The 13,289-nt window shown below is 72.0% G+C and carries 12 protein-coding genes; 4 read left to right on the top strand and 8 right to left on the bottom strand.

The window, feature by feature from the left end:
- Positions 1 to 41 precede the first annotated feature (41 nt).
- The 6 genes from F4560_RS04565 to F4560_RS04540 are packed head-to-tail and all read right to left on the bottom strand — an operon-like array spanning position 42 to position 7,151.
- Positions 42 to 2,531: an HAD-IC family P-type ATPase gene (locus tag F4560_RS04565; protein WP_184916634.1), complete on the bottom strand. Its 2,490-nt coding sequence runs from the start codon at positions 2,529 to 2,531 to the stop codon at positions 42 to 44.
- Positions 2,532 to 2,541: 10 nt separating this feature from the next.
- A complete protein-coding gene (locus F4560_RS04560) occupies positions 2,542 to 3,165 on the bottom strand; it encodes a CBS domain-containing protein (RefSeq protein WP_184916631.1) in 624 nt (207 codons plus the stop codon).
- Entirely contained in the window at positions 3,162 to 3,635 is a 474-nt protein-coding gene (locus tag F4560_RS04555) for a universal stress protein (protein WP_184916628.1), read from the bottom strand. The genes F4560_RS04560 and F4560_RS04555 overlap by 4 nt, the downstream gene beginning before the upstream one ends.
- A complete protein-coding gene (locus tag F4560_RS04550; RefSeq protein ID WP_184916625.1) occupies positions 3,632 to 4,054 on the bottom strand; it encodes an OsmC family protein in 423 nt (140 codons plus the stop codon). The genes F4560_RS04555 and F4560_RS04550 overlap by 4 nt, the downstream gene beginning before the upstream one ends.
- Entirely contained in the window at positions 4,051 to 6,678 is a 2,628-nt protein-coding gene (locus tag F4560_RS04545; RefSeq protein WP_184916622.1) for a bifunctional acetate--CoA ligase family protein/GNAT family N-acetyltransferase, read from the bottom strand. Before F4560_RS04545 ends, F4560_RS04550 begins: the two co-directional genes overlap by 4 nt.
- Positions 6,675 to 7,151 (bottom strand): universal stress protein, encoded by a 477-nt coding sequence (locus F4560_RS04540; RefSeq protein ID WP_184916619.1) that lies wholly within the window; start codon positions 7,149 to 7,151, stop codon positions 6,675 to 6,677. Before F4560_RS04540 ends, F4560_RS04545 begins: the two co-directional genes overlap by 4 nt.
- Before the next feature lie 208 nt (positions 7,152 to 7,359).
- On the opposite strand from F4560_RS04540, the gene F4560_RS04535 reads away from it, so the two are divergent.
- Positions 7,360 to 7,791 (top strand): universal stress protein, encoded by a 432-nt coding sequence (locus tag F4560_RS04535; RefSeq protein ID WP_184916616.1) that lies wholly within the window; start codon positions 7,360 to 7,362, stop codon positions 7,789 to 7,791.
- A gap of 77 nt (positions 7,792 to 7,868) precedes the next feature.
- Here the strand turns inward: F4560_RS04535 and F4560_RS04530 are convergent, their stop codons facing one another.
- Positions 7,869 to 8,741 (bottom strand): universal stress protein, encoded by an 873-nt coding sequence (locus F4560_RS04530; protein ID WP_184916613.1) that lies wholly within the window; start codon positions 8,739 to 8,741, stop codon positions 7,869 to 7,871.
- Positions 8,742 to 8,930: 189 nt separating this feature from the next.
- On the opposite strand from F4560_RS04530, the gene F4560_RS04525 reads away from it, so the two are divergent.
- Complete coding sequence (locus F4560_RS04525; RefSeq protein WP_184916610.1) at positions 8,931 to 9,638, top strand: putative universal stress family protein; 708 nt, start codon at positions 8,931 to 8,933, stop codon at positions 9,636 to 9,638.
- 112 nt (positions 9,639 to 9,750) lie between these two features.
- Positions 9,751 to 10,401: a response regulator transcription factor gene (locus tag F4560_RS04520; protein WP_184916608.1), complete on the top strand. Its 651-nt coding sequence runs from the start codon at positions 9,751 to 9,753 to the stop codon at positions 10,399 to 10,401.
- Positions 10,402 to 10,405: 4 nt separating this feature from the next.
- Here the strand turns inward: F4560_RS04520 and F4560_RS04515 are convergent, their stop codons facing one another.
- Positions 10,406 to 12,100 carry a sensor histidine kinase gene (locus tag F4560_RS04515; RefSeq protein ID WP_184916605.1) on the bottom strand — a complete coding sequence of 565 codons (1,695 nt, stop codon included), beginning with the start codon at positions 12,098 to 12,100 and terminating at the stop codon, positions 10,406 to 10,408.
- Positions 12,101 to 12,240: 140 nt separating this feature from the next.
- Between F4560_RS04515 and F4560_RS04510 the strand changes: the two genes are divergently transcribed.
- On the top strand, positions 12,241 to 13,227 hold the full coding sequence (locus tag F4560_RS04510; protein ID WP_184916603.1) for an Acg family FMN-binding oxidoreductase: 987 nt from the start codon (positions 12,241 to 12,243) through the stop codon (positions 13,225 to 13,227).
- Positions 13,228 to 13,289 lie beyond the last annotated feature (62 nt).

Here is a 13,289-nt window from a genome sequence, read left to right as displayed (position 1 = left end):
CCGGATCACCGGCTTTGTCGTGTCGGTGGACGTTCGGCCCATCACCTGCTGCGACGCCACCACTTCTCGACTTCGACCACCCCGTAGGCGACGACGGCCAGCGCCACCACGGCCGCCCAGTCGCGCCAGCCGATCGGCGCGGTGTGGAACAGGGTGTTCATCACCGGGAGGTACGTGAACAGCAGTTGCAGGGCGACGGTGACGGCGATGCCGGCCGGCAGCCACGGGTTGCGGCGGAAGCCGACGTGCGGCCGGAGGTCCCGCAGCGACCGACAGTTGAACAGGTAGGCGATCTGGGCGGCGACGAAGACGTTGACCGCGACCGTCCGCGCCTGGTCCAGCGTTCCGCCGTGCAGGTGGAAGACGGCGAACGACCCGGCCAGCAGCACGGCGGAGACGAGCAGGATGCGTTGCACCAGCGCGCCGGTGAGCAGTGGCAGTGACGGCGGCAGCGGTGGGCGGCGCATGACGTTGGGTTCGCGTGGTTCGAAGGCCAGGGTCAGGCCGAGCGCGACGGCGGTGGTCATGTTGATCCACAGGATCTGCACCGGCAGGATCGGCAGGGCGGTGCCGAGCAGGATCGCGGTGAGGATGACCAGTCCCTCGGCCATGTTCGTGGGCAGGGTCCAGATGATGAACTTGCGCAGGTTGTCGAAGACCGCGCGCCCCTCCTCCACCGCGGCGCGGATGGACGAGAAGTTGTCGTCGGTCAGCACCATGTCGGCGGCCTGCTTGGCGACGTCGGTGCCGCCGCGTCCCATGGCGACGCCGATGTCGGCGCGCCGCAACGCCGGTGCGTCGTTGACGCCGTCACCGGTCATCGCGACCACGTGTCCGTCGGCCTGGAACTGCTTGACCAGCCTCAACTTCTCCTCGGGCGACACGCGCGCGTGCACGGCGTCGTCGGCGAGGGAGAAGTGGGCGGCGATGGCACGGGCGGTGCCGAGGTGGTCTCCGGTGATCATGCGGACCTCGATGCCCGCGTCCTGGCAGGCGCGGACCGCGTCGACAGCCTCGGGCCGGGGTGGGTCGTGCATGGCCTGGAGGCCGAGCAGGACGGCGCCGTGCAGCGCGTCCTCGGTCAACGGGCTGTCTTCGGGCACGTGCGCCTGGGCGAACGCGAGCACCCGCAGGCCGCGAACGGCCAACTCTTCGGCGGCGGCGTGGTCGGTGGAGCCGGTGAACTCGAAGATGCGCTCGACCGCGCCCTTGAGGTAGACCACGCCACCGGTGTGCCGGGTGGCCATGAACCGGCGCTGCGAGGTGAACGGCAACTCGTCCACGCGTTCGGGCACGTCCTGTGCCGTCAACCCGGCCTTGAGCGCGGACACGACCAGCGCGGCTTCGGTGGGGTCGCCGACGGCGGTCCAGCGGTCGTCCTGGAGGACGACGTGGGCGTCGTTGCACGCCAGCCCTGCCAGCAGAACCTCACGCACGGCCTCCGGCGCGGGCGGGTGATCGCCGAGCGGCGAGTAGCCGATGCCGTCGACGTCCCATCGCTGCCCGCCGGCCACGACCTGGCGCACGGTCATGGCGTTGGCGGTGAGGGTGCCGGTCTTGTCGGTGCAGATGATCGTGGTGCTGCCGAGGGTCTCCACGGCGGGCAGTCGGCGGATGACGGCGTTGCGCCGCGCCATGCGCGCCACGCCGATGGCCAGAGTCACCGTCACCGCGGCGGGCAGCCCTTCGGGGATCGCACCGACCGCGAGCGCGACGGCGGCGGTCACCATCTCGGCGAACGGCTCACCGCGCAACACCCCGATGACGACGGTCACCACGGCCAACCCGAGGATGACAACGGTCAGCAGCTTGCTGAACCGGGTGAGCTTGCGGGTCAGCGGCGTCTGCACGGTCGTCGTGGTGCCGACCAGCCGGTGCACGTGGCCGATCTCGGTGTCGGCGCCGGTGGCGACCACCACGCCACGCCCGCCGCCGGTGGTGACGAGCGTGCCGGAGTAGGCCATGTTCGCGCGGTCGGCCAGCGCGGTGTCGTGCGGCACGGGCAGCGGGTCCTTGTGCGCGGGCCGAGACTCGCCGGTCAACGCGGACTCGTCCACGCGCAACTCGCGCGTGCGCACGATCCGCAAGTCGGCCGGCACCTGGTCGCCCTCCTCCAGCACGACCAGGTCGCCGGGCACCAGATCGTCGGACGTGATCCGCGCAGCGGTGCCATCGCGGATCACGGTCGCCTCGGTGCGGACCATTGCCTCCAGGGCGTCGAGGGCGCGTTCGGCCCGCACCTCCTGCATGTAGCCGACGATCGCGTTGACCAGGACCACGCCCAGCACCACGGAAGCGTCCACGGTCTCGCCCAGCGCGGCGGTCAACGCCGCCGCGCCGAGCAAAACGTAGATCAGCGGGTTGTGGAACTGGGCGAGCATCCGTCGCAGCCGGCCGGGGCCGCGCCGCTCGGGCAGCCTGTTCGGGCCCAGCGAGGCCAGCCGCTCGCCGGCCACGACGCCGGACAGGCCGGTGTCGGCGTCGGTCTCGGCGAGCAGCACGACCTCGTGCACCGGCATACCGTGAGGCATCGCCTCACGTTCAGCCGTGGTCGACGGCATGCCGGGCCTCCGGGAAGCGGACGTCGACCACACCGGGAACGGCGCCCGCGAGCACCGCGGCCACGTGTCGGTCGCACTCGTCGTCCACCGTGTCCACGATCGACACACGGCCGTCCACCACGGACACCGTCCAGCGGTGGGCGTCGGCGTAGAGGCTCAGGCGGTGCAGGACCTCGGCGGCCAGCGTTCGGTCGTCACGGCTGATCGCGCGCAGCATGTCGCGTCGGGTGACGATGCCGACCAGCCGCTTGCCGTCCACCACGCACGCGCTGCGCGCGCCGTGCCGCACCATCGACCGCGCCAGCTCGGCTACGTCCGTGCCGGGCGCGGCGGCGACCACGGGCTCGCTCATCACGTCGGCGACGGTCCGGCGCGGGACGGCGCGCGCCCGCGACGGTTCACCGTGCACGAGGGTGCGCGGGTCGACCGGCAGCCGGTCGCGCAGCGCGTCGGTCTCGGTCACCACGCCGACCAGGGTGCCGGCTCCGTCGACCACCGGCAGGGCGGTGAACCCCTTGGTGGCCAGCAGGGCCGCAGCGTCACGCGCGGGCGACTCGGGCGACACTGTCACCACGTCGCGCGTCATGAGGTCACGGACTCTCATCGCCCGGCCTCCTGTCCCGTGCCGACCGCCGCCCCGTCGTGCTGCTCGTCGGCCGAAGGAAGGACCACCACGGGCACGGTCGCGTGTCGCACGCAGTGCGCGCTGGTGCTGCCGAGCAGCACCTGTCGCAGGCGGCTGCCGCTGTGCGAGGCCACCACGAGCATCGACGCGCCCCGCGCCTGCACTTCCAGCGCCTCGGCGGCCGGTCCCCGCACGCAATGCCGGATGATCCGCGGGAGTTCCAGCCTGCCCACGGCCACCGCGCGCAATGCGTCCTCGACCAGCGCCTCCGAACGAGCCCGCGCGTCCTGCTCGGACGTCATCGCCCAGTCGGCCAGCGGCTCGTACTGGTACGCGTTGACGACGTGCAGCGGCAGCTTGCGCTGCGCCGCCTCGTCCATGGCCCAGCGCAGCGCGCGTTCGCCGGCGGGGGTGCCGTCGATACCGACGACGATCGGACCTGCGTTCATGACTTCACCTCGGTCAACTCGATGAGGATCTCCGGCGCTCGCCGGAGCGTGTTGTGCACGGTGCAGTGCCGGACCACGGCCAGCAGGGCGGTCCTGTGCCGCTCGGACAGCCCTTGCGGCACGCGCACGGTCAGGCTCACCTCGGCGATGCGGGCGAGCGGGTCGGAGACCGTCCGGTACCGGGCGGTCACCGACAGGCCGTGCCGCGTCTCGCCGTGGCGGTCGAGGAACCGGCCCGCGTAGAAGGCGGTGCAGGCGGCCATCGACGCGACCAGCAGCTCGACCGGGCTCGGGCCCGCGTCGCGGCCGCCGGAGTCCCGCGGCTGGTCGGTGCGGAGGCGGTGATCGCCCAGCCGCACCACGTACTCCTCGCCGGACTCGTAGGTCACCTCGACCGGGGCGGTGGCGATGACGGTCATGACGTCCTCCTCGGGTCGCGGAGCCTGCGCAGGAACGGGTCGACCGGTGCGGCGGGCGCGACGCGGACCCTGGCGTCGACCGCCAGCACGCGTTGCCCGGTCAGGACCAGCGGGTTGAGGTCGAGTTCGGCGATCTCCGGGACGAGTTCGGCCAGCCGGCCGACCCGCAGCAGCACGTCCCGCACGGCCGCCTCGTCGTGCTCGGCGAACACCCTGGGTGCGGCCCGGAAGCCGTGCAGCAGGTCGTCCACGTCCGCCTCCGACAGCGGTGCGAGGGCTGCGGCGCGGTCGTCGACCAGGTCGGTGTCCACACCACCCAGACCGGTCACCACGAGCGGGCCGAACTGGGGATCGGTCACCACGCCGACGAGCAGTTCGCGTCCCCGGTCGGCCATCGGCTGCACGAACACGCCGTGCAGTTGCTCGCCGAACCGCTCGCGCAGTGACTCGAAGCCGTAGGTCACGGCGTCCTCACCGGCCAGGTCGAGCAGCACGCCGCCGCCCTTGCTCTTGTGCAGCAGTCCCCGGGCCACGGCCTTGAGGGCGATGGGTCCGCCGAACGACCGCTGTGCGGCCACCGCGGACTCGGCGTCCTCCACCAGCACTCCGCCGAGGACCGGCAGCCCGAACGCGCCCAGCAGCCGCACCGCCTGGTCGGGGTCGAGCCAGCCACCGGCGGGGTCGACGGCGAGGTGGGCGGCGACGACCGCGCGGGCGGTCGGCAAGTCGATCCCCGACAGCTCGGCGGGCTCCGGTACGGGGCGGCGCAACCACGTCGCGCGCTCGGCCAGCGCGGCGAGCACGGCGGCGGCACGGGCGGGTTCGGTGTAGCAGGCGATGGCGTCGCCGCGCAGCGACACCGCCCCGTCCTGGTCGGCGCTCACCGCGAGCACCGGCTTGGACGTGGGGTGGATACCACCGGCCGGGTCGCCCAACGCCGTGGGCACGGTGACCGCGATGACCGCGTCCACCGCCGGATCGGCCACCAGCAGGTCCAGGCAGCGGGCGAACGTGCGGTCGTCCACGACCGCCGTGGTGTCGACCGGGTTGTGCGGGCTCGCGGTGCCCGGCAGCAGCGCCTCAAGCGCCTCCACCGTGTCCGGACCCAGATCTGCGATGGTCAACCCGTGGTGGGCGCAGGCGTCCGCGGCCAGCACTCCGAGTCCGCCCGCATTACCGAGCACGGCCACATTGCGACCAGCGGGTAGCGGAGTGGCGTGCAGCGCGGCCAGCACGTCGACCATCTCGCCGACGCCGTCCACCGCGATCACCCCCGCCTGCCGGAACAACGCGTCCCGCGTCACGGCAGGGGTGGCGGTCGAGGCGGTGTGCGACGCGGCGGCACGCTGACCGGCCTCGCTGCCCGCCGCCCGGATCGCCAGCACCGGCTTGCGTCGCGCCACCCGCCGGGCCAGACGGGAAAACTTGCGCGGGTTGCCGAACGACTCCAGGTACAGCGCCACCGCCCGGGTCCGCTCGTCGCGTTCCCACCACAGCAGCAGGTCGTTGCCGGACACGTCGTACTTGTCACCGGTCGAGACCAATTCCGAGGTGCCCAGCCCCAGCCGCCGCAGCTGCTCGGCCGCGGCGATCGCCACACCACCGGACTGGGTGACCAGGCCGATGCCGCCCTGCCCGGTCCGGTCGCGGGTGAAGGTGGCGTCCATCCGCACATCCGGGTCAGTGCTGGACACGCCGACGCAGTTCGGACCGACCATGCGCATGCCGTGCCGTCGCACGACCTCCAGCAGCCCGTCGGGGTCAACGCCGGAGGTGATCACGACCAGCGCCTTCACCCCACGCCGACCGCAGTCCTCGGCGACCCGCGCGACCGCCTCGGCGGGCACGCACACCACCGCCAGGTCGGGCGCCTCAGGCAGCTCGGTGACCGTGGGATGGCACCGCACACCCAGGATCTGCCGGGCGTGCGGGTTCACCGCGTACAGCGCGCCGGTGTAGCCGCCGTCGACCAGGTTGGCCAGCACCGCGTTGCCCACGGACGACGACTTCCGACCCGCGCCGACCACCACGACCGACGTCGGCTTCAGCACCGCACGCAGACTGGCCACGTCGGCGGCCTGCTCGCGGTCGGCGACGGCGTCCAGGTAGCGCTCGCCGGGATCGAGGCCGAGGTCGACGCGGACCTCCCCGCTATCCACTGTGGACGTCCATACCAGACCGAGGTCGGCGAAGACCCGCAACATCTTCGAGTTGACCGAGAGCACCTCGGCGCGGAACCGCCGCACGCCCCGCCGCCTCGCCAGGGAGACCAGGTGCTCCAGCAACAGCGTGCCGACCCCGTGGGACTGCCGGTCGTGCGCTACCACCAACGCCACCTCGGCGGTGTCGTCGTCGAGCAGGACGTAGCTCGCCGCACCGACCAGGACGTTCGAGGCGAACGCGCCGATCACCACGTGCAGGGGTTCGGTGGGCGAGGTCAGCCGGGCGACGAACTCGTCCAGGTGCCGCGGCGCGGCGCTGAAGAACCTCAGGTAGCGGTCGTCCACCGGCAGGTCGCGGTGCAGGGCGAGCAGGGCGTCCGCGTCGGCGGTTCCCAGCTCGCGCAGCGCGACCACGGAGCCGTCCGCCAACAACGCCCGGTCGACGTTCACAGAGGCGGTCACAGCAGCGGTCCCGGGGTGATGATCGGCTTGGGCTCGACGTGCTCCGGCTTGGGCGTGCGCATGACCACCACGGGGCAGTTGGCGTGGTGCACGCAGTAGGAACTGACCGAACCCAGCAACACCTCGCGGACCGGCCCCGCTCCCCGGCTGCCGACCACGAGCAGCGACGCGTGCTCGGCCGCCTTGACCAGCACGTCGCGGGCGTCGCCCTCGGTGAGCACGGGCCGAACGTCGCCACCGGCCTCCGCCACCACCTCGTCGAGCACGCGCCGGTGTTCCTCGCGCAGCTTGTCGCGGTCCATCCCGGCGGCGACGGTGGCTGACATCGGCCCGATCACCATGGCGTAGTCCACGTGCCAGGCCAGGACCGCCTCGACCGCGCAGCCGCGCAGCTTGGCTTCCTCGACGGCCCAGCGCAACGCGGTCCGGCTGACCGGTGAGCCGTCCACGCCCACCACGATCGTCTCTTCCATGTCCCCTCCTCGGGTGCTCGCCTCCAGCCTCCCGACACGGGATCGGCCTGGTCAGTGGCCGCGGTCCCGTCGGCTCCGGGACCTTCGGCCCTGAAGGCCGCGCGGCGTGGGCGGTGGTGCGCATCGACCCCGGCGTGTGGTGGCTTAGGTCCCTGTCGGTCATGCCGTCGCAGGGCGAACGCTCCAGGTGAACGGAGAGGAGAAGGCCATGATCCTGGTTGGTGTGGACGGGTCGCCGGCGAGTCGCGAGGCGCTGCGCTGGGCGTTGGTGCAAGCGGTGAAGACCGGTGACACCGTCGAAGCGACGATGGCGTGGCTGCGCGAACCGGAATTCGTGGCGGCGACGTCGATGGGTGTGCACCCGCACGCCGACACCCCTGGCCACCGGTACCCGGCCCGCGAACTCCACGCGATCGTGGAGGAGGTTCGTGCCGTCGTGCCGGGTGCGCCGCCGGTCGCCGAGGTGACCATCGTGGGTGATGCGCGGACCGCGCTGGCACAAGCGTCCCGGCAGGCGGACCTGCTCGTGGTCGGCGCCCACGGGCACAGCGGGTTGTGGTTCCTCCCGGGCAGCGTCACCGCGAACTGCCTGCGCCACGCGACGTGTCCGGTCGTGGTCGTGCCGCCCGGCCGGACCTGACTCCCGCATGGGGCGCGTTCACGCGACAAGGGGACCGGTCAACGGACCGGTCCCCTTGTCGCTGGCTCGTGCGCTCCCTACTCCGCCGTGGTCGGGCGGACCACGGCCAGCGGGCACGGAGCGTGGTAGACGAGTGCCTGGCTGGTGGAGCCGAGCAGCATGCCGGAGAAGCCGCCTTGGCCGTGGCTGCCCACGACGAGCAGCCGGGCATCCTCCGCCGCGTCGATCAGCGCCCGGACGGGCCTGTCGTGGACGACCACGCGCTCCACGTGGACGTCGGGGTACTTCTCCTGCCAGCCCGCGAGGCGTTCGGCCAGCAGGCGCAGCTGCTCGTCCTCGACCTGCGACCAGTCGACGGTGAAGCGCGAGTGGTAGGCGCTGTCGACCAGGAAGTCGGTCCAGGCGATGACCGCGGTGAGCGGTGCGCCGCTCAGCGACGCCTCGGCGAACGCGAAGGCGATCGCCTCCTCGCTCGTGGGCGAGCCGTCCACACCCACCACGACCGGACCGTCCCGGCGGACCTCATCGCGCACGACGACCACAGGGCTCTTGCCGTGCGCGGCGATCGCGACGGCGACCGAGCCGACCAGCAGGCCGGAGAAGCCACCCAACCCCTGGGAGCCGAGCACGACCAGTCGTGCCCCGTGCGAAGCGGCGATCAGCGCGGCGGCGGGCCGGTCGATCACGACGGCCGTCTCGACCTCCACCCCGGGGACGGCCGCACGGGCAGCGGACGCGGCCTCCTCCAGCCACTGCCGCCCCTGCTGCTCGAACGCTTCCCGCACCTCGTGGCCGGTCAGCACGATCTCCGGGTAGCCGCGGGTGGGCAGCAGATAGGCGTGCACGAGCTTGAGCGGCACGCGGTGCCGTGCGGCTTCCTCGGCCGCCCACTTGGCGGCGGTCAACGCCGACTCCGAACCGTCCACACCGACCACGATCGGGGCACTCATCACAGGTTCCTCTCCGAATCCGCTGTCGGGACCGCAGGCCGACCCGCGTGTCTCCCTCGGATTCGACGCTAGGCAGCCGTGGCGCCGAGGGCAGTGGTCCTAGGTCCTCACCGGACAGGGCCCTTGGGTCACCGCCCAACACCACCCACGACCCTGTGCCGCCGACATCAGGCGGACCACCGTGAAGCCATGACCCACGGAACTCCCGCGCCTGTCGTCGTTGCAGACGACGGCTCCCCCTGGGGCGAGGCCGCCCTGAGGTGGGCGGCCGAGCACGCCGCGTCGACCGGGGCGCCGCTGGAAGTGCACCTACCCACCGCCGACCCCGTCCACGACCTGATGCTCGCGGGCTCCCGGGCCGGGCTCCTCGTGGTCGGCTACCGCGGGGCCAACGGCACGTCATTGGGCCTCGGCAGGCTGGTGTTGCCGCTGGTCAAGCACGCCGTGTGCGACGTCGTCGTGGTCCGCGGCACCGCCGAGGCCCTGCGCCGCACCCACCGCCGGGTCACCGTGCTGCTGTCCGGTGACGTGGCCGACGACGACCTGGCCCTGGCCCGTACCGTCGCCTACGCCGAAGGGCAGCACGTGGCGCTGCGCGTCCTGCACGCCACACCGTCGCTGCCGGTGCGTGCCGACGACCCCGTCTGGCCGGTCGCCCACGCCGACGATGTGCTGCGCGGCACCCATCACACCTCGGTGCTGGCCAGGATGCACCCCCACGAGGCGATCACCCGGTACGCCGACACCGACCTGCTCGTCCTGGCCGGACGCGGTCCGGCCACCCGAACGGCCCTGCACCACGCCCCGTGCCCCGTCCTCGTGGCACACCGCTACCCGGCCGACGTCGCAGCCTCACCTTCCGCCGAGCACGAGCGAGCAGTGCACGCGGTGCGCTGACAAGATGGGAAGGAGGGACGTTGAGCGTGTAGCGGGAGGGTCTTTGGACCCTGTGTCGGTCGTCTTCCCTCGGAGAGGGTCGGTGCAGGCGGAAGACAGAGGGGTGAAACCGGTGGCCCGGGTGTTTCTGGTGGACGACCACGAGGTGGTCCGCGTAGGCGTACGCGAACTGCTGAACAGTGCGGACGATCTGGAGGTGGTGGGCGAGGCCGGGTCGGTGTCCGAAGCGCTGGCCAGGGTGCACGCGAGCGGCGCGGACGTCGCCGTGCTGGACGTTCGGCTGCCCGACGGCAACGGCATCGAGCTGTGCCGCGAGCTGCGCTCCCGCATGCCCGACCTCAAGTGCCTGATGCTGACCTCGTTCACCGACGACGAGGCCCTGTTCGACGCCATCATGGCCGGCGCGTCCGGGTTCGTCCTCAAGCGCATCCTCGGCACCGACCTGCAAACTGCGGTCCGCACCGTCGCGGCCGGCGAATCCCTGCTCGACGCCCGCTCCACGGCCGCGCTGCTCAACCGCATCCGCCGCGAACGCGAGCAGGGCGACCCGGTGCGGATGCTCACCGACCAGGAACGCACGGTGCTCGACTACATCGGCGAAGGGCTGACCAACCGGCAGATCGCCGAGAAGATGTTCCTGGCCGAGAAGACCGTCAAGAACTACGTCTCGCACCTGTTGGCCAAGCTCGGCCTCGAACGCCGCACCCAGGCCGCCGTCCTCGCCACCCGCCTGCGCAAGCCCACGCCTCCGTCGGAGGGCTAGGACGTCACGCCAGCGGCACCTGCCAGGTCAGACGGGTACCGCCGCCGGGTTCGGCGGTCACCGAACAGGTGCCGCCCAACGCGACGGCCCGCTGTTCGAGGTTGCGCAACCCGCTGCGAGCCACCTGCGGCGGCATGCCCACACCGTCGTCCACGACCGAGATGGTCAACTCGTCGCCCGCCTCCACGGTGAGGACGAGTTCCTTCGCATTGGCGTGCCGGACCGCGTTGGTGACCGCCTCCCGGACCACCGCCTCGGCGTGCTCGCCGACGTCGTCGGGCACCGAGTTGTCCACCGTCCCGGTCATCCGCACGGTGGGCGTCACCGACGCGTTCTCCGTCAGCTCGGACACCAGGTCCAGCAGACGCCGCCGCAGGCCCGGCAGGTCATCGCCCGCCTGGAGGTCGAAGATCGAGGTGCGGATCTCCAGCACGGTCTCGTCCAGCTGGTGCACCGCCTTGCGCACCCGTTCCCGCACCTGCGGCTCACGAATCGTGCCCAACGCGCCCTGCAAGCTCATGCCGGTGGCGAACAACCGCTGGATCACGTGGTCGTGCAGGTCCCGCGCGATCCGGTCTCGGTCCTCCAGCACGTCCACCAGCCGCCGCGCCCGCTGGTTCTCGGCGAACTCCAACGCCACCGCCGCCTGATCGGCGAACGACGCCAGCAGCGGCACCTGGTCCGCGCCGAACCGGGCGCCACCTTTCTCCCTGGCCACCAGCAGCACACCCGTCACGGTCGAACCGGCCCGCAACGGCACTGCGACTCCCGGGCCCGCGTCGACGGGCGCGTCACCGAGCCGTCCCTCCAGGTCCTCCACGAGCGTCGGCGTGGCCGTGGCGAGCACTTCGGCCACGACCGTCCCGGATCCGGTCAGCAGCCCGCCGACCAGGGCCTCGACCCGTTCACCGGCGCCGGCAGCCATGCGAAGCCGCTGCCCGTCCACGCCGTCGACCAGCACGATCAGCGACATCGAGCCGCCGGTCAGCTCCCGGGTCCGCTGCGCGATCAACCGCAGCGCGTCGTCGGCCGAGGCGCCACCCAGCAGCTCGGTGTTGATCTCCGCGGTGGCCTCCAGCCACCGCTCGCGCATCCGCGACCGCTCGAACAGCCGCGCGTTCTCCACCGCCACACCCGCCGCAGCCGCCAACGCGGTCAGCACGACCTCGTCGTCGGCGCTGAAGTCGCCACCGTCGATCTTCTCCGTCATGTACAGGTTGCCGAACACCTCGTCGCGCACCCTCACCGGAACACCCAGGAAGCTGTGCATCGGCGGGTGGTTCGGCGGAAAGCCCACCGACGCCGGGTGCTCGGACAGGTCGTGCAGCCGGATCGCCCGCGGGTCCTTGATCAGCAGCCCGAGCAGCCCCTTGCCCCGCGGCAGGTGCCCCATGTGCGAACGGGTCTCCGGATCGATGCCGACGTAGACAAACTCCGACAGGTTCTCCTGCGTGCCCAACACACCCAACGCGCCGTACCGCGCGCCGACCAACTCCACCGCCGCCTGCACGATCCGCTGCAACGTCGAATCCAGCTCCAACCCCGCCCCGACCGCCAGCACCGCGTCGAGCAGACCCTGCATCTTGTCCCGGGTGGAGCCGATCTCGGTCAGCCGCTCCCGCACCTCGTCCAGCAATTCGTCCAGCCGCAGCCCGCCCAGCAGGCGGTGCGGTGTCTCCTTGTCAGCAGATCCGGTCACGGGACCAGCCTTCCACCACCACCGGGCGCGGCCAAGTCCGGCGGACCCTGCCCGAAAGGGACCTTCGACCGTGTGTTCCCGCTCCACCGCGACGCACAGTGGAGACGTTGGTTGCACCAGGCGAAACAGGCAGGGACGACATGGCAGACGTGACCGAGGTGCTCGGGCTCGCGGTGGACGAGGTGACCGACGTGCTGACAGCCGCCGCGCTCGCCCCATCGGTGCACAACACCCAACCTTGGCGGTTCCGACTCGCGCCCGACCGCATCGAACTGCACGCCGACCCGGCGCGCAGGCTTCCCGCCACGGATCCGGAGGATCGGGAGCTGCGACTGTCCTGCGGTGCGGCGCTGTTCAACCTCCGCCTCGCCCTGCGCGACCACGGCATCCGCCCCCTGGTCACCCTGATGCCCGGCGCCGAAACACCCGGGGCACTGGCCACGGTCCGCCGAGGCGGCAACCGCGACCTCGACGACGAAACCCGCCAACTGATCAAGGCGATACCGGCCCGACGGACCAACCGCAAGCCGTTCAGGGACGCGCCGGTACCCGTCGGGCACCGGCACGCGCTGGTGCGGGCGGCCGAGCGCGAGCGGTCGTGGCTGCACGTCGTGACCGACCGCGACGAGCGCGCCCGATTGCAGCGACTCGTGGCCAAGGCGCAGCGGATCCAGGCCGGCGCGCCGGAAGTGAGGGCCGAGCTGACCGACTGGACCGGCCCGCGCACCGGCGACGGCATCCCACCCACGTCCGCCGGCGTGCGCCCCGCACCCCAGGACGAGTGGGCGATGCGCGACTTCCAAGCCGCGGAACGGCCACCCGGCAAGGACTACGAATCCGACCCGCTCATCGTGGTGCTGAGCTCGTTCTACAGCGGACCGCTCGCCGAACTCCAAGCCGGACAGGCACTGCAACGCGTCCTGCTCACCGCCACCACACTCGGCCTGTCGGCCTCTTTCATGTCCCAGGCGATCGAAGTGCGCCCCGTCCGCGAAGAACTCCGCCGCACCCTCGGCGGAAACCTCGAACCACAGACCGTCCTGCGCATCGGCTTCGGCTCACCAGTCCCCGCCAGCCCCCGCCGCACCGTCCGGGAGCTCCTTCTGGAGCCGATCAGGACGGCTTGAACCTCAACGAGCTGTCCAACGACGTCAGCGCGATCCCGCGCGACTTGCCCACGACGTCACCC

Source organism: Saccharothrix ecbatanensis (assembly GCF_014205015.1).
Taxonomy (GTDB): domain Bacteria; phylum Actinomycetota; class Actinomycetes; order Mycobacteriales; family Pseudonocardiaceae; genus Actinosynnema; species Actinosynnema ecbatanense.
This window is presented reverse-complemented; position numbering and strand designations above follow the sequence as displayed.